This is a genomic window from Streptomyces sp. NPDC032091 (assembly GCF_055580265.1).
Map to the genome: position 1 here is coordinate 112860 of NZ_JBVILR010000015.1, position 17868 is coordinate 130727.

Here is a 17868-nt window from a genome sequence, read left to right on the forward strand (position 1 = left end):
TCGCATCGGGTGGTACGGATGGGTGAGATACGGGTGTTACCGGTGATAACGGGCTTACCGGTCGTCAGGTGGCCCCCCGGGGCGAGGACGTGGCGCCCCCGCCCCTTCGGCGTGTCAGTGCCGCGTACAGCCGCAGGCGCGGTGCCGGCCGCCGTGGACCGCCGCGTACGACGCGGGGCGCGGGCCCGCCGCCCCGCGGGCCAGACCGGCCGAGGCCGCGCGGCCCGCCGCCGAGCCGGCGTCGTGCACCACGCGTCCCCCGACCAGGGTCATCCGCACCTGCGTGCCGCTGATGTCGGCCACCGGGCAGCGCGTCACATCCCGGTCCAGCAGCACCAGGTCCGCCGCCTTGCCCCGCTCCACCGTGCCCGTCAGCCCGTCCTGGCGCAGCTGCCAGGCCGTGCCCAGGGTGTGCATCCGCAGCGTGGAGGTGCGGCTCAGGGACTCCAGCTCCGGGTGGAGCGCGCCCGCCCCGTACGCCCCCTGCCGGTCGATGGCGGTCCGGAGCTGGTTCCACACCTGGAGCGCGTCCACCGGCCAGTCCGAACCGCCCGTCAGCCGGGCGCCGGCCCGCTCCAGGCTGCGCGCCGGGTACATCCGCCGGTGCCGCTCCGGGCCGATGTACGGCAGCAGCGCCTCCATCGTCCAGGTGTCGGCGGTGGCCCACTGGAGCTGCATGCAGGCGGCCACCCCGAGCCGGCCGAACCGCGGCAGGTCGGCCGGGTCCACCAGCTGGAGGTGGGCGACCGTGTTGCGCAGGTCGCGCCTGCCCGTGGTCCGGAGGGCGGCCTCGTACCCGTCCAGTGCGGTACGGACCGCCCGGTCGCCCAGGCCGTGGGCGTGCATCTGCCAGCCGACCCCGTTGAAAGCGGCGGTCAGCCGCCCGTAGTCGGCGGCCGAGGTGTACAGCTCGCCCCGGTTGGCGGTGGGCCGGCCCTGGCCGTCGAGGTACGGCTCCAGCAGCGCGGCCGTCTGCGCCGGGTACTCGATGACCCCGTCCAGGAACACCTTCACCGTGCCGAAGCGCAGCCCCGCCACCCCCCGGAACTCCCGTTCCAAGCCCAGCGCGTAGGCCTTCGACGCCGCCGGGTCCTTCGTCTGCTCCACGTCCAGCCGGATCGCGGGCACGATGCGCTGAGGCAGCCGCCCGGCCGCCGAGAGGGCCTGGTAGAGCTCCAGTTCGTGCCGCCCGACCAGGGCGTCCATCATCGTCGTCACACCGGAGGCCGCCGCCTGCGCCAGCACCTTGGCGCAGGCGGCGACCAGCTCGGCCCGGGTGGGCTGCGGCACGTGCCGCTTGACCAGCTCCTGGGCGTCGTCCTTGAGCACGCCCGTCGGCTGCCCGTCCGCGCCCTTGACGATGCTGCCGCCCGCCGGGTCGGGCGTGGCGGCCGTGATCCCGGCGATGTCCAGCGCCCGCCGGCTCGCCCAGAGGTTGTGCCCGTCGCCGCCGACCAGCACCACCGGCCGGCGGGTGGGCAGCGCGTCCAGCAGCGCGTGGTGCGGCAGGGTGCCGGAGGGGAGCAGCCCGACCGGGTTCCAGTCCTCCACCACCAGCCAGGTGTCGGGCTCCGCCCCGGCGCCGCCGGTGTCGGCGAGGAAGCCCGTGAGGATCTCCGTCAGCTCGGCGGCCGTGGTCTCCGCGCCCTCCAGCGAGGGCCGCAGCGACCGGTCGCCCGCGCCCAGCGGGTGGACGTGCCCGTCGTGGATGCCGCTCATCAGGGTGGCGCCGCGCCCGTCGACGACCTCGGTGTCCCGGCCGGCCAGCCGGCGCACCTCCGCGTCGCCGCCGACCGCCAGGATCCGCCCGTCGCGGCCGACCGCCACGGCCGTGGCCGGCGCGCCGCCCGGGGTGCCCGTGAACACGCGCGCACCGTGCACCACCAGGGAGGCGGAACCACGTGCCGGGGCCGCCGAGGCGCTGCCGGCGCCCACCAGACCCGCCGCTCCGGCGGCCCCGGCCGCCGCGAGGAGCCCGCGCCGGGAAACAGAAGACGTCATGACCACTCCAAACCGTTGGCTGTGGCCAGGACACTGGGTGATTAACCCCTTAACCAGAACCCGCCCCCCACGACGGATTCCGCACGCCGGCCCGTATGCCCCCGCCCGCGGAATCCGTACGATGACCCGCGTGCCGCCCGGACCGACCCTCGCCGACATCGCCCGCGCCGCGGAGGTGTCCACCGCCACGGTCTCGCACGCCCTCAACGGCACCGGACGGCTCGGCGAGGGCACCCGCCGCCGGGTCCGCGAGATCGCCACCGGCCTCGGGTACGGCACCCCCCGCCCGCCCCGCACCCGCACCCTCGGCCTGGCCGTGACCACCTTCGCCGGGGCGCCCTGGAACTTCGTGGCCGTGGCCTACTTCTCCCGCTGGCTGACCGCCGCCACCTCCGCCGCCCACGCCCACGGCTACGCCCTGACCACCCTGCCCGCCGACCGGGGCGCCGGCACCCCCTGGCACCACCTCGCGGTGGACGGGATGCTGCTCCTCGACAGCCCCTACGACGACCCGGTGCTGCGTGCCCTGCGGGCCCGGGGCATCCCGCTGGTCTTCGACGGCCGGCCCGCCGACCCCCGTCCGGGCGACGTCTGGGTGGACAACGACCACACCGCCACCACCCACGAGGTCCTCGACCACCTCGCCGCCGCCGGGGCCCGCCGCATCGCGCTGCACACCGGCTTCGGCGACGAGCACTACACCCGGGCCGTCACCGCGGCGTACGGGCGCTGGTGCGCGCGCCACGGCCGGACCCCGCTGCCGGTCCGCTTCGACCCCCACGACGGACCGGGCCACGCCTTCGACCCCCTCTTCGCCGAGGGGGCGGCCGACGCCGTGTACTCCCTGTACGACCCGGGCGGTCGCCAGGCCCTGGCCGCCGCCGCCCGCCACGGGCTCTCGGTGCCGGGTGACCTGCTGCTGGTCTGCGCGAGCGAGGACCCGGCGTACGCGGACTGCCGGCCGTCCGTCAGCACCGTCACCCTCCACCCGGAGGCGCTCGCCGGGGCGGCGGTGGCGGCCCTGGTCTCGCGGCTGGAGCAGGGCGCCCCCGCCGGCCCCGGCGGGCTCACCGTCCCCGCGACCCTGCTCCAGCGGACCTCGTCCGTACGTTGAGCGCGGGGTGACGAGATGTGCGGCAGCAGTGGACGGCGAGTGCGGGACGGCGCGACGTGCCGAGACGGACGCGGAGGCGTGCTGACCCCAGGCGCGGCCATGTACTAGAGTTATCTCGACATCGAGATATCTGCCGAAGGCGTACCGCAGCCGCCCCCGCGAGTAAGGGCTACCTAACTTAGCCTTACCTTAGCGGATTGGCCACAGGGCGTGGCGGCAGGATGCGGTAATACGCGCGAAATCATGCATGAAGGAGACTGTCGTGTCGGCGAACAGCTTCGACGCCCGCAGCACGCTGCAGGTGGGCGACGAGTCGTACGAGATCTTCCGGCTGGACAAGGTCGAGGGCGCCGCCCGCCTTCCCTACAGCCTGAAGGTCCTGCTGGAGAACCTGCTCCGCACGGAGGACGGCGCGAACATCACCGCCGACCACATCCGGGCGCTCGGCGGCTGGGACTCCCAGGCGCAGCCCAGCCAGGAGATCCAGTTCACGCCGGCCCGCGTGATCATGCAGGACTTCACCGGCGTCCCCTGCGTCGTGGACCTCGCCACCATGCGCGAGGCCGTCAAGGCCCTCGGCGGCGACCCGGCGAAGATCAACCCCCTCTCGCCCGCCGAGATGGTCATCGACCACTCGGTCATCGCCGACAAGTTCGGCACCGCCGACGCGTTCGCCCAGAACGTGGAGCTGGAGTACGGCCGCAACAAGGAGCGCTACCAGTTCCTGCGCTGGGGCCAGACCGCCTTCGACGACTTCAAGGTCGTCCCCCCGGGCACCGGCATCGTCCACCAGGTCAACATCGAGCACCTGGCCCGTACGGTCATGGTCCGCAATGGCCAGGCCTACCCCGACACCCTCGTCGGCACCGACTCGCACACCACCATGGTCAACGGCCTCGGCGTGCTCGGCTGGGGCGTCGGCGGCATCGAGGCCGAGGCCGCGATGCTCGGCCAGCCGGTCTCCATGCTGATCCCGCGCGTCGTCGGCTTCAAGCTGACCGGCGAGCTGCCCACCGGCACCACCGCCACCGACCTGGTGCTCACGATCACCGAGATGCTGCGCAAGCACGGCGTCGTCGGCAAGTTCGTCGAGTTCTACGGTGAGGGCGTCGCCGCCACCTCCCTCGCGAACCGCGCCACCATCGGCAACATGTCGCCGGAGTTCGGCTCGACCGCCGCGATCTTCCCGATCGACGGCGAGACGCTGAAGTACCTCAAGCTCACCGGCCGCTCCGAGCAGCAGGTCGCGCTGGTCGAGGCGTACGCCAAGGAGCAGGGTCTCTGGCTGGACCCGAAGGCCGAGCCCGACTTCTCCGAGAAGCTGGAGCTGGACCTCTCCACGGTCGTCCCGTCCATCGCCGGCCCGAAGCGCCCGCAGGACCGCATCGTCCTGGCCAACGCCGCGCAGCAGTTCGCCGTCGACGTCCTGAACTACGTGGACGACGCCGACGAGGCGGGCAAGGAGTCCTTCCCGGCCTCCGACGCCCCGGCCGCCACCAACGGCGTGCCGAGCCGCCCGACCCAGGTCACCCTGGCCGACGGCACCTCCTTCGAGATCGACCACGGCGCCGTCACCGTCGCCGCGATCACCTCCTGCACCAACACCTCGAACCCCTACGTCATGGTCGCCGCGGCGCTCGTGGCCAAGAAGGCGGTCGAGAAGGGCCTGACCCGCAAGCCGTGGGTCAAGACCACCCTGGCCCCGGGCTCGAAGGTCGTCACCGACTACTTCGACAAGGCCGGCCTGACCCCGTACCTCGACAAGATGGGCTTCAACCTCGTCGGGTACGGCTGCACCACCTGCATCGGCAACTCCGGTCCGCTGGACGAGGAGATCTCGAAGGCGATCAACGAGCACGACCTCGCGGTCACCTCGGTCCTCTCGGGCAACCGCAACTTCGAGGGCCGCATCAACCCCGACGTCAAGATGAACTACCTGGCCTCCCCGCCGCTGGTCGTCGCGTACGCCATCGCGGGCTCCATGAAGGTGGACATCACCACCGAGGCCATCGGCATCGACACCGAGGGCAACCCGGTCTTCCTCGAGGACATCTGGCCCTCCGAGGCCGAGGTCAACGACGTCGTGGCCAACGCCATCGGCGAGGACATGTTCTCGAAGTCCTACGAGGACGTCTTCGCGGGTGACGCCCAGTGGCAGGCGCTGTCGATCCCGACCGGCAACACCTTCGAGTGGGACCCGCAGTCCACCTACGTCCGCAAGCCCCCCTACTTCGAGGGCATGACGATGGAGACCTCCCCGGTCTCCGACATCGCCGGCGCCCGCGTGCTGGCGAAGCTGGGCGACTCGGTCACCACCGACCACATCTCCCCGGCCGGTGCGATCAAGGCCGACACCCCGGCCGGCAAGTACCTCACGGAGCACGGCGTCGAGCGCCGCGACTTCAACAGCTACGGCTCCCGCCGCGGCAACCACGAGGTCATGATCCGCGGTACCTTCGCCAACATCCGCCTGCGCAACCAGATCGCGCCGGGCACCGAGGGCGGCTTCACCCGCGACTTCACCGTCGAGGGCGCGCCGGTCGCCTTCATCTACGACGCCTCGCAGAACTACCAGGCCGCCGGCATCCCGCTGGTCATCCTGGCGGGCAAGGAGTACGGCTCGGGCTCGTCCCGCGACTGGGCCGCCAAGGGCACCGCGCTGCTCGGCGTCAAGGCCGTCATCGCCGAGTCCTACGAGCGCATCCACCGCTCCAACCTGATCGGCATGGGCGTCCTCCCGCTCCAGTTCCCCGAGGGCGCCACCGCGGCCTCCCTGGGCCTCACCGGCGAGGAGACCTTCTCCTTCACCGGTGTGGAGGAGCTGAACAACGGCACCACCCCGCGCACGGTCAAGGTCACCACCGACACCGGTGTCTCCTTCGACGCGGTCGTCCGCATCGACACGCCGGGTGAGGCGGACTACTACCGCAACGGCGGCATCATGCAGTACGTCCTCCGCAACCTGATCCGCGGCTAAGGGCGCGCCAGGCGGAGCGATCCGCCGGTTGTCGGCACCATAGGGCCGTACCCCCGACAAGGGGGTGCGGCCCTTCCGCTTTTCGGGGCGGCGGAATCAGATGACGGACAGGTCTCAACTCGGAAAAGCCGGGAACGATCCTTGCGCACGATCTTGCTGAGCGAAGCGGAAGTGGACTATACCTGTGCCCCAATCCTGACGAAGGCGAGGACTTGAGCATGGGATCCACCGGTGAGGGCCTCGGCCGCCGCGATCTGATCAAGCGCTCCGCAGCGCTCGGACTGATCGCCGTGCCGACGATGAGCTTCCTGTCCGCCTGTGCCTCCGGCGGTGGCGACACCTCCGCGAACGGCCCGGACAAGGGGCTCGTGTCCAAGGAGAACCCCTTCGGCCTCGCCAAGGGCGGCAAACTCGACGTGGTCATCTTCAAGGGCGGTTTCGGCGACGACTACGCCAAGGCCTGGGAGGCGGCCTTCGACAAGAAGTGGGGCACCACCAGCTCCCACCTGGGCACCCAGGAGATCGCGGCCAAGCTCCAGCCGCGCTTCAACGGCGGCAACCCGCCGGACGTCCTCAACGACTCCGGCGCCCAGATGATCAAGATCGACGTGCTCGCCAAGGGCAACCAGCTCGCCGACCTGACCCCCCTCCTCGACGCCCCCTCGATCGACGACCCGAACAAGAAGGTCCGCGACACCCTGATCGCCGGAACGGTCCAACAGGGCTCCCAGGGAGGCAAGTTCGTCGCCCTCAACTACGTCTACACCGTCTTCGGCCTCTGGTACTCCGGCAAGCTCTTCAAGGAGAAGGGCTGGACCGAGCCCAAGACCTGGGACGAGTTCCTGGGCATCTGCGCCAAGGCCAAGGAGGCCGGCATCGGCGGCCTGGCCCACCAGGGGAAGTACCCCTACTACATCAATGTCGTGATCATGGATCTGATCGCCAAGAAGGGCGGTCTGGAGGCCATGAAGGCCATCGACAACCTCGCCCCCAACGCCTTCGAGGGCAACCCGGACGCGCTGGCCGCCGTCGAGGCCGTCTACGAGGTGGTCGAGAAGGGCTATCTGATGCCCGGCACCAACGGCCTCACCCATACGGAGTCGCAGACCGCCTGGAACCAGTACAAGGCCGCCTTCATCCCCTCCGGATCCTGGCTGGAGAACGAGCAGCTCAAGCAGACCCCGGACGACTTCGACATGAAGTTCCTGCCGGTGCCGCTCCTCGCCGGCAGCAAGCTCCCCTTCACCGCCATCCGGGCGGGCGCCAACGAGGCCTTCGTCGTCCCGGAGAAGGCCGCCAACAAGGCCGGCGGCCTGGAGTTCCTGCGCACCATGCTCTCCCGCGAATGGTCGACCGTCTTCGCCCAGCAGGCCAACTCCCTCACCGTCGTCAAGGACGGCGTGGACCCGGGCGTCAAGCTCCGCCCCGGCACCCAGTCGGCCGTGGCCGCCGTCAAGGCCGCCGGAGCCGACACCTTCAACTACCTGTACCCCGACTGGTACAGCGAAATGGACACCGAGATCCAGAACGCGTCCAATGAGCTGATGGCCCAGCGCATCCAGCCGAAGGAGTGGATCAAGCGGGCCCAGGCCGCGGTGGACAAGGCCGCCAAGGACCCCAACGCCAAGAACAACCACCGCAGCTGACCCCACGTCCAACCGGCGGCGTCACCAGGGACGGACACCATGAGCCACGTAGCCCGGAGCAAGGGACGGACCGGCTTCATCGCCGGCTTCCTCGTCCTGCCGCTCGCGCTGTACCTGACCTTCGTCATCTGGCCGTACGTTCAGACGTTCGGCTATTCCTTCACCAACTGGTCCGGCCAGTCCCCGACGTTCGACTTCGTCGGCCTGGAGAACTACTCGGCCCTGATGGAGGACGAGGTCTTCCGCGGCGCCCTGTGGCACAACCTGCTGCTCCTGGTGTTCGTCCCCGCCCTCACCATCCTGCTCGCCCTCTTCTTCGCCTTCATGGTGAACGCGGGAGGGCGCAGCGGGGCCGGCGGGGTGCGGGGCGTCCGCGGATCGGCCTTCTACAAGATCGTCTACTTCTTCCCGCAGGTCCTGTCCCTCGCCATCCTCGCCGTCCTCTTCGGAGCGGTGTACCGCAGCGACACGGGCGGCCTGCTGAACGCGTTCCTCGCCAAGCTGGGCCTCGTCGACCCGGCCCACCCCGTCGAATGGCTCAACCGGCCGAACCTGGTCCTGTGGTGCCTGCTGCTCGTCGTGGTCTGGCACGGGGTCGGCTTCTACCTGGTCCTCTTCTCGGCCGCCATGCAGTCCGTGCCCAAGGACATCTACGAGGCCGCGCTGCTCGACGGCGCGGGCCGCGCCCAGACCTTCCTGAGGGTCACGCTGCCCCTGCTGTGGGACTCCGTGCAGACCTCGGCGGTCTACCTGGGCATCGCCGCCATGGACATGTTCGTCCTGGTGTCCACCATGACCTCCGGCCAGTTCGGCGGCGGCCCGGACCACCACAGCGAGGTCATGGCGACCGTGCTGATGCGCAACTTCCTCTACTTCGGCAAGAGCGGCTACGCGTGCGCCATGGGCGTCGTCATGCTGGTCCTGACCATGATCCTCTCCGTCGTCACGCTGCGCGCCACCCGCCGCGAGCGCATCGAGTTCTGAGCGGGAGACCCGATGACCACAGTGATCAAGGCACCCGGTGAGTCGGCCGCCGAGCGCTCCCGGGGCAGCGGCCGCCCCGCGGGCGGCGGCAAGGCCCGCTCCGACGGCATGGTGCTGAACGTCTTCTCCCACGGCTTCCTCGCCGTCTGGGCGATACTGATCGTCCTGCCCCTGGTGTGGCTGGCGCTCGGTTCCTTCAAGACCGACTCCCAGATCGGCGCCTCCGCCCTGAGCTGGCCGACCCACTGGCACTTCGACGCCTTCGGCCGGGCCTGGGACAAGGGCATCGGCGGCTACTTCGGCCACACCCTGATCGTCCTGGCCTTCTCCGTCCCGCTGACCATGCTGCTCGGCTCGATGGCCGCGTACGTCCTGGCCCGCTACCCCTTCCCGGGGAACCGGATCATCTACTACTTCTTCGTCAGCGGGGCCATGTTCCCCGTGTTCCTGGCGCTCGTACCCCTGTTCTTCATGGTCAAGCGCCTGGACATGCTGAACACCTACCAGGGCCTGATCCTGGTCTACGTCGCCTACTCGATGCCGTTCACCGTCTTCTTCATGCACTCCTTCTTCCGCACCCTGCCGACGGCGGTGCACGAGGCGGCGGTGATCGACGGGGCCTCCGACACCCGGATCTTCTTCCGGGTGATGCTGCCGATGGCCAGGCCCGGCCTGATCAGCGTGGGGATATTCAATGTCCTGGGCCAGTGGAACCAGTACATCCTGCCCTCCGTCCTGATGCAGCCCCAGAGCGGATCCGACCCCGAGCGCTACATGCTCACCCAGGGCCTGATCCAGCTCCAGTACCAGATGGGCTACGAGACGGACCTGCCGGTGCTCTTCGCCGGCGTGACCATCGCGATGATCCCGATGCTGGTGGTCTACCTCTCCTTCCAACGCCAGATCCAGGCGGGCCTGACCTCGGCCACCCTCAAGTAGGGCCCCGCTCCTACAGCCAGGCGCCGAAGCGGCGGATGTAGCGGGTCTTCACCAGCTGGGTGAGCGTGCAGTACGCGAGGAGTACGGCGATCAGCCAGGGGAAGTAGCCGGCCGGCAGGGCGGTGAAGCCGAGGGCGGGGGCCAGCGGGGAGAAGGGCAGCCAGAGCCCGGTCAGCACCGCGAGGACGGTCGTCACCATCACCGGCCACGAGGCGCGGGACCGGAGGAAGGGGATCTTGCGGGTCCGGATCATGTGGACGACGAGGGTCTGCGAGAGCAGGCCCTCGACGAACCAGCCGGTCTGGAAGAGCGAGGCCTCGCCCACGGTGTTCGCGGCGAACACGTTCCACATGATCACGAACATGGTGATGTCGAAGACCGAGCTGATGGGGCCGATCGTCACCATGAAGCGGAAGATTCCCTTGGCGTCCCAGTTCCGGGGCCTGCGCAGGTACTCCTCGTCCATCCGGTCCCAGGGCGTGGCCAGCTGGGAGATGTCGTAGACCAGGTTCTGCACCAGCAGCATGATCGCGAGCATCGGCTGGAAGGGGAGGAAGGCGCTCGCCACCAGGACCGAGAAGACGTTGCCGAAGTTCGACGAGGCCGTCATCTTGATGTACTTGATCGTGTTGCCGAAGGTGGTGCGGCCCTGGACCACGCCCTGCTCCAGGACAGTCAGGTCCTTCTCCAGCAGGATGATGTCCGCCGACTCCTTGGCGATGTCGACCGCCGTGTCGACGGAGATGCCGACATCGGCGTCCCGCAGCGCCGCCGCGTCGTTGATGCCGTCCCCGAGGAAGCCCACCGTACGGCCGTCCGCCTGCAGGGCCCGCACGATGCGGGCCTTCTGCACCGGGTTGGCCTTGGCGAAGACCGTCGTACGGGCGGCCAGCGCGCGCAGTCCGGCGTCGTCGAGGGCGTCCACCTCGGAGCCCGTGACCACGCGGCCCACCTCGATGCCGACGTCGGCGCAGACCCGGGCCGCGACCAGCTCGTTGTCCCCGGTGACCACCTTCACCGCGACGCCCTTGTCGGCCAGGCCCCGCAGGGCCCGGGCGGCGGAGGCCTTCCGCGGGTCGAGGAAGGCCAGGAAGCCGACCAGGGTCAGCCCGTCCTCGTCCGCGACGGTGTAGGTGTCGCGCGGGGCGGCGATCCGGCGGGTGGCCACGGCCAGGACCCGCAGGCCCCTGCGGTTGTCGTCCTCGGCGATGGCGGCGACGCGGCGGCGCAGCTCCGCGGTGAGCCCGACGGTCTCCCCCCGGTCCCTCAGGTGCGTGCAGAGGTCCAGGACCTCCTCCACCGCACCCTTGGTGATCATCACGTGCTCGGCCCGGCCGGGGCCGACGGCCATCGCGTTGCGGTTCAGGACCACGGACATCCGCCGGCGGGCGAAGTCGAAGGGGATCTCGTCGACCCGCGTGAACCGTGCGTCGACGACAACCTCCTCGGCCTCGTTCACCCGGTCGATGACCGCCTGGTCCAGCAGGTTGCGCAGGCCCGTCTGGAAGTGCGCGTTCAGGTAGCCGTACTCCAGGACCTCGCCGTCCTCGTCGCCGTGCACGTCGAGGTAGCGGTCCAGGACGATCCGGTCCTCGGTGAGGGTGCCGGTCTTGTCCGTGCAGAGCACGTCCATGGCGCCGAGGTTCTGGATGGCGTTCAGCCGCTTGACGACGACCTTGCGCTTCGCCATGGCCACCGCGCCGCGCGCCAGGTTGGCGGAGACGACCATCGGCAGCATCTCGGGGGTCAGGCCCACCGCGACGGCGACACCGAACAGGAAGGCTTCGTTCCAGTCGCCCTTGGTCAGGCCGTTGACCATGAAGACCACCGGGACCATCACCAGCATGAAGCGGATCAGCAGGAAGCTGACCTTGCGCACGCCGGTGTCGAAGGTGGTCTGCGGGCGCTCGCCGACGAGGGTGCCGGCCATGGAGCCGAACCAGGTGTCGGAGCCCGTCGCCACGACCACCCCGGTGGCGGTGCCGGAGGTGACCGACGTCCCCATCAGGCAGAGGTTGTCCGCCTCCACCGGGTCGGTCGTCTCGTGCTGGCCGAGGTCCTCTGTTCGGGTGTCGGCCTTGGCCACCGGCAAAGACTCGCCGGACAGGGCCGCCTGGCCGACCATCAGGTCCTTGGCGGTGAGCAGCCGCAGGTCGGCCGGGATCAGGTCGCCGGCCGCCAGCCGGACCAGGTCGCCCGGGACCACCTGGTCCATCGGGATCTCCAGGGTGGTCGGGACCGAGCCGCTGCCGGCCCTGCGCCGCACCGCGCAGGTGGTGGTGACGAGCTTCTTCAGGGCGTCGGCGGCGCGGCCGGAGCGGTACTCCTGCCAGAACCGCAGCAGCCCGCTGACCGCGACCATCACGGAGAGGATGAGGACACCGGGGTCCTGCGGGTCCTGCCAGAACATGACGGCGGCCAGGAAGACCAGGACGCCGATGAAGGGGTTCCGGAACGCCTTCGCCAGCTGCGCCGTCCAGTGCGGGGCGCGCTCCTCGGCGACGACGTTGGGGCCGTGGAGCCCCAGGCGGCGCACGGCCTCGCCGTGGGTCAATCCGCCCCGGGATGTGTCCACGTCCTGGAGGACCCGGACGGCGGGGGCGGCGCTGAGGGCCGCGAGGCGCTCAGCGGCGAGACGGGTGGCGGACTCCAGCTCGGCGGCCCCGCGCTCACGGCGGGTCCGGCCCGGCGGTGCGAGCTTCGCAGGGGTACGAGGGGTGAGCATGGTCATGACGAATGCCTCCCTCCACCGCGTCCGGGCAGCGCGCAGCCGCGCGGTCACGTGGAGTGGTCAGGGTGCGGCGCGGGGTGGCGGGGGCCGCCACGGGGTGCGCCGTGGACAGGGATGACGTATGCCTGACAGGAGAGTCAGGGCGTACGGAAAGAGGAGAAGAAAGGAAAAAGGGGCCGTTCCATAACGGAACGGTCAGCCGACGAGAGCGCGGCGAAGACTTCGATCGGGACTCATCCCGAACACCTCCTCGCGTCGCGCCGTCAGTACGCGGCGCCAGGTCCGGCCTGGAGGCCGCAGAGGACCGGCGCCTCAGCGACCGTAACACGATCTCGAAGGGCGGTGTTTCAGCCTTTTGGTCAGCCGTGTCCGTTTCGGCATGCGTCCGGCCCTTGACGCCAGAGGGGCCAAACGCTCGACTTAAGGTTCACAAGTTGGAGAGACGCCGGGGTCTCGGAGCACGCAGCCGCGACGACCGGCCGGGGGGCGACGGATGGCCGTCGCTTATGGGCAGGAGTGGATGAGTCGTGCAGACTCCCGGATCGCAGTCCTCGCTGCATCGAGCGAACCTCGAACGGGTCGTGCGGGCGGTGCGCCTCGCGGGTTCGCTGACCCAGGCGGAGATCGCCCGTACCACCGGACTGTCGGCGGCCACGGTCTCCAACATCGTCCGTGAGCTCAGAGAGGGCGGGACCGTCGAGGTCACCGACACCTCGGCCGGCGGCCGGCGGGCGCGCAGCGTCTCCCTCAGCGGGGACGCGGGCATCGTGATCGGCGTGGACTTCGGCCACACCCACCTGCGGGTGGCGGTCGGCAACCTCGCGCACCAGGTGCTGGCCGAGGAGTCCGAGCCGCTGGACGTGGACGCCTCCTGGGTGGACGGCTTCGACCGGGCGGAAGCGCTGGTCGGACGGCTGGTGGAGCAGGTCGCGGTGGCCCGCGACAAGGTCATCGGCGTCGGGCTAGGCGTCCCCGGCCCCATCGACGTGGAGTCCGGAACGCTCGGCTCCACCGCGATCCTCCCGGGCTGGGCCGGCATCAACCCCCGCCGGGAGCTCTCGCAGCGCCTGGGCGTGCCCGTCTACGTGGACAACGACGCCAACCTCGGCGCGCTGGGCGAGCTGGTGTGGGGGAGCGGGCGCGGGGTCCGGGACCTGGCGTACATCAAGGTCGCCAGCGGCGTGGGGGCCGGCCTGGTGATCAACGGCCGGATCTACCGGGGTCCCGGCGGCACCGCCGGGGAGATCGGGCACATCACCCTGGACGAGTCGGGCCCGGTCTGCCGCTGCGGCAACCGCGGCTGCCTGGAGACCTTCGCCGCCGCCCGCTACGTGCTGCCCCTGCTCCAGGGCAGCCACGGGCCGGAGCTGACCATGGAGAAGGTGGTCGAGCTGGCCCGCGAGGGGGACCCGGGCTGCCGCCGGGTCATCACCGATGTGGGCCGGCACGTCGGCAGCGGCGTGGCCAGCCTCTGCAACCTCCTGAACCCCTCCCGGATCGTGCTCGGCGGCTCGCTGGCGGAGGCCGGTGAGCTGGTCCTGGCACCGATCCGGGAATCCGTGGGGCGGTACGCGATCCCCAGCGCGGCCCGCCAGCTCTCGGTCCTGACGGGGACGCTGGGCGGCCGCGCGGAGGTACTCGGCGCACTCGCCCTCGTACTCAGCGAGATGGGCGATTCGACGCTTTTGGCAGAAAATGGAATGGGAGTGCGCGCCCCCGCCGCTCTGTCTTCATTTAGATAACGGATGACTCCGTTGTCATCTCGTTAAGTATTCACTCCTTGACGACAAAACGCGGCCGGGGTTGACTCACATCCACCTCGGCCGCAGCGTTGCGGCCTCGTCAGGGAGGTTCACTTCATGAACACGCGTATGCGGAGAGCCGCCGTTGCCGTAGCCGCCGGCGCCATGGCCGTTTCGCTGGCCGCCTGTGGCAGCGCCAAGGAGGCGGGGGGCGAGAAGAAGCCCTCGGGTTCCGCCGCCGCCGGTGACGCGATCAAGGTCGGTCTGCTCCTTCCCGAGAACCAGACCGCGCGCTACGAGAAGTTCGACAAGCCGCTGATCGAGAAGAAGATCTCCGATCTGACCAACGGCAAGGCCCAGGTGGTCTACGCGAACGCCAAGCAGGACGCGACCACGCAGAACTCCCAGGTCGACACGATGATCACCAACAAGGTGAACGTCCTGATCGTCGACGCCGTGGACGCCAAGGCCATCGCGGGCTCGGTCAAGAAGGCCAAGGACGCCGGCATCCCGGTCGTCGCCTACGACCGCCTGGCGGAGGGCCCGATCGACGGCTACACCTCCTTCGACAACGAAGAGGTCGGCAAGGTGCAGGGCAAGGCCCTGCTGGAGGCCCTCGGCGACAAGGCCAAGGACGGCCAGATCGTCATGATGAACGGCTCCGTCACCGACCCGAACGCCGCGCTGTTCAAGAAGGGCGCGCACTCCGTCCTCGACGGCAAGGTGACCATCGGCAAGGAGTACGACACCAAGGAGTGGAAGCCGGAGAACGCCAACACCAACATGGCGGGCGCCCTCTCCGCGCTCGGCAAGGACAAGGTCGTCGGCGTCTACTCCGCCAACGACGGCATGGCCGGCGGCATCATCACCGCCCTCAAGGCGGCCGGCCTGAACCCCCTGCCCCCGGTCACCGGCCAGGACGCGGAACTCGCCGGTGTCCAGCGCATCGTCGCGGGCGAGCAGTTCATGAGCGTCTACAAGCCGTACGCCCCGGAGGCCTCCGCCGCCGCCGAGATGGCCGTCGCCCTCGCCCAGGGCAAGAAGGCCGACGACATCATCAACAACAAGGTCGACAGCCCGACCACCAAGGGCGTCCCCGCCGTGCTGATCCCGGTCGTGTCGCTGACCAAGAGCAACATCAAGGACACCGTCGTCAAGGACGGCGTGTACACGGTCGACGAGATCTGCACCGACAAGTACGCGGCCGCCTGCGCCGCCCTCGGCCTCAAGTAAGGCCCTGTGCCGCCTCCCGCCGAGGGAGGAGTGGCCCCCCGCCCTGCCCGGCGCCCCGCCCCCCATGCCCCCGCCTTTCGCGGGGCGCCGGGCAGAAACGTTTCATCTTTCGCTCGACTTATCCCCATCCGCCCCGCTCCTGCTCTTTTGCACGACATCCCCGCCGGTCAGGCGGCGAAGGAGATGGTTCATGTGTCCGCTGCGCCCGTGCTGGCGTTGCGAAGGGTCTCGAAGCGGTTCGGCGCCGTCCAGGCCCTGACCGACGTAGAACTCGAAATCCACTCCGGTGAGGTGGTCGCCCTCGTCGGCGACAACGGCGCCGGCAAGTCCACGCTGGTCAAGACCATCGCCGGCGTGCACCCCATCGATGACGGAGTCATCGAGTGGGAAGGCCGTCCGGTCTCCATCGGCAAGCCCCACGACGCCCAGAACCTCGGCATCGCGACCGTCTACCAGGACCTCGCGCTGTGCGACAACATCGACGTCGTCGGCAACCTCTTCCTGGGCCGCGAGCTCAAGCGCTACGGCGTCCTCGACGAGGTGGAGATGGAGCGCCGCGCCCGCGAGCTCCTGACCACCCTGTCCATCCGGATCCCCAGCGTCCGGATCCCCATCGCCTCCCTCTCGGGCGGCCAGCGCCAGACCGTGGCGATCGCCCGCTCGATGCTCGGCGAGCCCCGCCTCGTCATCCTCGACGAGCCCACCGCCGCCCTCGGCGTCGAGCAGACCGCCCAGGTCCTCGACCTGGTCGAGCGGCTGCGCGAGCGCGGCCACGCCGTCATCCTCATCAGCCACAACATGGCCGACGTGAAGGCCGTGGCCGACAAGGTGGCGGTGCTGCGGCTGGGCCGCAACAACGGCGTCTTCAACGTCGCCGACACCTCGCAGGAAGAGATCATCTCCGCCATCACCGGGGCCACGGACAACGCCGTGACCCGCCGGGCGGCCCGCACCGGGGAGGCCCGCAAGTGAGCACCGAACACCACACCGCGGCGGAGGACGTGGCCAAGCTGGCCAACCCGGCCGCCCCGGCGGACGCGATACCCGTGGTGGACCCCCGCCTGCTCGTGCGCGAGCGGGGCCTGTCCGGCTACCTGAGCGAGTTCGGACGCAAGATGAAGGCCGGCGACCTGGGCTCGATCCCGGTCGTCCTCGGCCTGATCATCATCTGGGGCATCTTCCAGGGCCTGAACGCGAACTTCCTCTCCCCGGAGAACCTCTCCAACATCGCGATCACGATGGTCGCCACCGGCATGATGGCCGTCGGCATCATCTTCGTGCTGCTGCTCGGCGAGATCGACCTCTCGGTCGGCTCGGTCAGCGGCGTCTCGGGCGCGATCGTCGCCGTCCTCGCCGTCACCCACGGCGTCAACGAATGGCTCGCGATCCTCGCCGCCGTCGCCGGCGGCGCCCTGATCGGCGCCCTCCACGGCTTCTTCTTCGCCAAGATCGGCGCCCCCGCCTTCGCGGTCACCCTCTCCGGCCTGCTGTTCTGGTCCGGCGCCATGCTCCAGATCCTCGGCAGCAACGGCACCGTCAACCTCGACCCCGACGGCGTGGTCGGCAAGCTCACCACGTACTACTTCTCCGACGTGGCCGCCGGCTACGGCCTCGCGGCGGTCGCCGTGGCGGCCTACTTCCTCGCCTCCTACACGGACAACCGCCGCCGGGAGGCCGCCGGGGTCCCCTCGCGGCCGCTGAGCGAGGTCCTGCTGCGCACGGGCCTGCTGGCCGTGTTCACCTTCGGCCCCGCCGTCGTGTTCAACCAGTACAAGGGCCTGCCGCTCGCGGTCGTCCTCTTCGTCCTGGCCCTGGTCGGCACGGACTTCGTGCTGCGCCGCACCACCTTCGGCCGCAACGTCTTCGCCCTCGGCGGCAGCGTCGAGGCCTCCCGCCGCGCCGGCATCAACGTCAACGGCATCCGCATCGCCGTCTTCGCCATCGCCGGCACCTTCGCCGCCATCGGCGGGCTCTTCTGGGCCTCCAAGATCGCGGCGGCCAACCAGAGCGCGGGCGCCGGCGACCTGCTGATGAACGTGATCGCGGCGGCCGTCATCGGCGGCACCAGCCTCTTCGGCGGCCGCGGCCGGACCTGGAACGCCCTCCTCGGCGTCATGGTCATCACCTCCATCCAGTACGGTCTGGCCCTGGAGGGGATCGCGACCCCGATCCAGTACATGATCACCGGCGCGGTCCTGCTCGCCACCGTGGTCATCGACTCGGTCACCCGCAAGACCCAGAAGACCGCCGGACGCGCCTGACCGCGCGTCCGGGGCGTCACCCGGACGGTAAGACCCGTCACAGTGCCCGGTGCCACTGCGTGTGGCACCGGGCACCTGTGCGTACATATGTACGTACGGTTGTGCGGTCATACGTCCGTTTGGGAGGTGTGATTGCGCCGCGAGGTGTACAGGTATGACAAAGGGCGTACCCCTCCCGGTACCGCCCGATGATTCCGCCCGCGAGCGGAACATTAGACTCGACAGACCAGCCAGCAACTG

At 70.0% G+C, this 17868-nt stretch carries 11 protein-coding genes; 9 read left to right on the forward strand and 2 right to left on the reverse strand.

Translation table 11 applies throughout. From position 1 onward, the window contains the following. Positions 1-114: 114 nt before the first annotated feature. Positions 115-2001: an amidohydrolase gene (locus tag ACZ5NJ_RS23740; RefSeq protein WP_468767175.1), complete on the reverse strand. Its 1887-nt coding sequence runs from the start codon at positions 1999-2001 to the stop codon at positions 115-117. A gap of 121 nt (positions 2002-2122) precedes the next feature. Here ACZ5NJ_RS23740 and ACZ5NJ_RS23745 point away from each other — a divergent pair, with 121 nt between their 5' ends. The 5 genes from ACZ5NJ_RS23745 to ACZ5NJ_RS23765 all read left to right on the forward strand — a co-directional run bounded on the left by ACZ5NJ_RS23745 (position 2123) and on the right by ACZ5NJ_RS23765 (position 9661). Beyond that, the gene (locus ACZ5NJ_RS23745) at positions 2123-3115 is read left to right on the forward strand and encodes a LacI family DNA-binding transcriptional regulator (protein WP_468767176.1); all 993 of its coding nucleotides are present in this window, start codon (positions 2123-2125) and stop codon (positions 3113-3115) included. Positions 3116-3377: 262 nt separating this feature from the next. After that, a complete protein-coding gene (acnA, locus tag ACZ5NJ_RS23750; RefSeq protein ID WP_468767177.1) occupies positions 3378-6092 on the forward strand; it encodes an aconitate hydratase AcnA in 2715 nt (904 codons plus the stop codon). 218 nt (positions 6093-6310) lie between these two features. Then, on the forward strand, positions 6311-7738 hold the full coding sequence (gene ngcE / locus ACZ5NJ_RS23755; RefSeq protein WP_468767178.1) for an N-acetylglucosamine/diacetylchitobiose ABC transporter substrate-binding protein: 1428 nt from the start codon (positions 6311-6313) through the stop codon (positions 7736-7738). Between the two features lie 39 nt (positions 7739-7777). After that, a complete protein-coding gene (locus ACZ5NJ_RS23760; protein WP_468767179.1) occupies positions 7778-8722 on the forward strand; it encodes a carbohydrate ABC transporter permease in 945 nt (314 codons plus the stop codon). A 12-nt stretch (positions 8723-8734) separates the two neighbouring features. Further along, the gene (locus ACZ5NJ_RS23765) at positions 8735-9661 is read left to right on the forward strand and encodes a carbohydrate ABC transporter permease (RefSeq protein WP_468767181.1); all 927 of its coding nucleotides are present in this window, start codon (positions 8735-8737) and stop codon (positions 9659-9661) included. A gap of 10 nt (positions 9662-9671) precedes the next feature. On the opposite strand, the gene mgtA is transcribed toward ACZ5NJ_RS23765, so the two are convergent. Beyond that, entirely contained in the window at positions 9672-12392 is a 2721-nt protein-coding gene (gene mgtA / locus ACZ5NJ_RS23770; protein WP_468767182.1) for a magnesium-translocating P-type ATPase, read from the reverse strand. 527 nt (positions 12393-12919) lie between these two features. Between mgtA and ACZ5NJ_RS23775 the strand changes: the two genes are divergently transcribed. From ACZ5NJ_RS23775 to ACZ5NJ_RS23790, 4 genes are all read left to right on the forward strand, one after another. After that, complete coding sequence (locus ACZ5NJ_RS23775) at positions 12920-14134, forward strand: ROK family transcriptional regulator (protein WP_468767183.1); 1215 nt, start codon at positions 12920-12922, stop codon at positions 14132-14134. A 117-nt stretch (positions 14135-14251) separates the two neighbouring features. Further along, positions 14252-15367, forward strand: coding sequence for a substrate-binding domain-containing protein (locus tag ACZ5NJ_RS23780; RefSeq protein ID WP_468767184.1), 1116 nt, complete (start codon positions 14252-14254; stop codon positions 15365-15367). 183 nt (positions 15368-15550) lie between these two features. Next, positions 15551-16339, forward strand: coding sequence for an ATP-binding cassette domain-containing protein (locus ACZ5NJ_RS23785; protein WP_468767186.1), 789 nt, complete (start codon positions 15551-15553; stop codon positions 16337-16339). A gap of 29 nt (positions 16340-16368) precedes the next feature. Then, entirely contained in the window at positions 16369-17628 is a 1260-nt protein-coding gene (locus ACZ5NJ_RS23790; protein WP_468767264.1) for a sugar ABC transporter permease, read from the forward strand. Positions 17629-17868: the final 240 nt, after the last annotated feature.

Excerpts from the sequence above, each read along its gene's own strand:
- ACZ5NJ_RS23745 (WP_468767176.1), top strand. The coding sequence starts at position 2,123 with ATGACCCGCGTGCCGCCCGGACCGACCCTCGCCGACATCGCCCGCGCC.
- ACZ5NJ_RS23780 (WP_468767184.1), top strand. The coding sequence starts at position 14,252 with ATGAACACGCGTATGCGGAGAGCCGCCGTTGCCGTAGCCGCCGGCGCC.
- ACZ5NJ_RS23740 (WP_468767175.1), bottom strand. The coding sequence starts at position 2,001 with ATGACGTCTTCTGTTTCCCGGCGCGGGCTCCTCGCGGCGGCCGGGGCC.
- ACZ5NJ_RS23785 (WP_468767186.1), top strand. The coding sequence starts at position 15,551 with ATGGTTCATGTGTCCGCTGCGCCCGTGCTGGCGTTGCGAAGGGTCTCG.
- mgtA (WP_468767182.1), bottom strand. The coding sequence starts at position 12,392 with ATGACCATGCTCACCCCTCGTACCCCTGCGAAGCTCGCACCGCCGGGC.
- ngcE (WP_468767178.1), top strand. The coding sequence starts at position 6,311 with ATGGGATCCACCGGTGAGGGCCTCGGCCGCCGCGATCTGATCAAGCGC.
- ACZ5NJ_RS23765 (WP_468767181.1), top strand. The coding sequence starts at position 8,735 with ATGACCACAGTGATCAAGGCACCCGGTGAGTCGGCCGCCGAGCGCTCC.
- ACZ5NJ_RS23760 (WP_468767179.1), top strand. The coding sequence starts at position 7,778 with ATGAGCCACGTAGCCCGGAGCAAGGGACGGACCGGCTTCATCGCCGGC.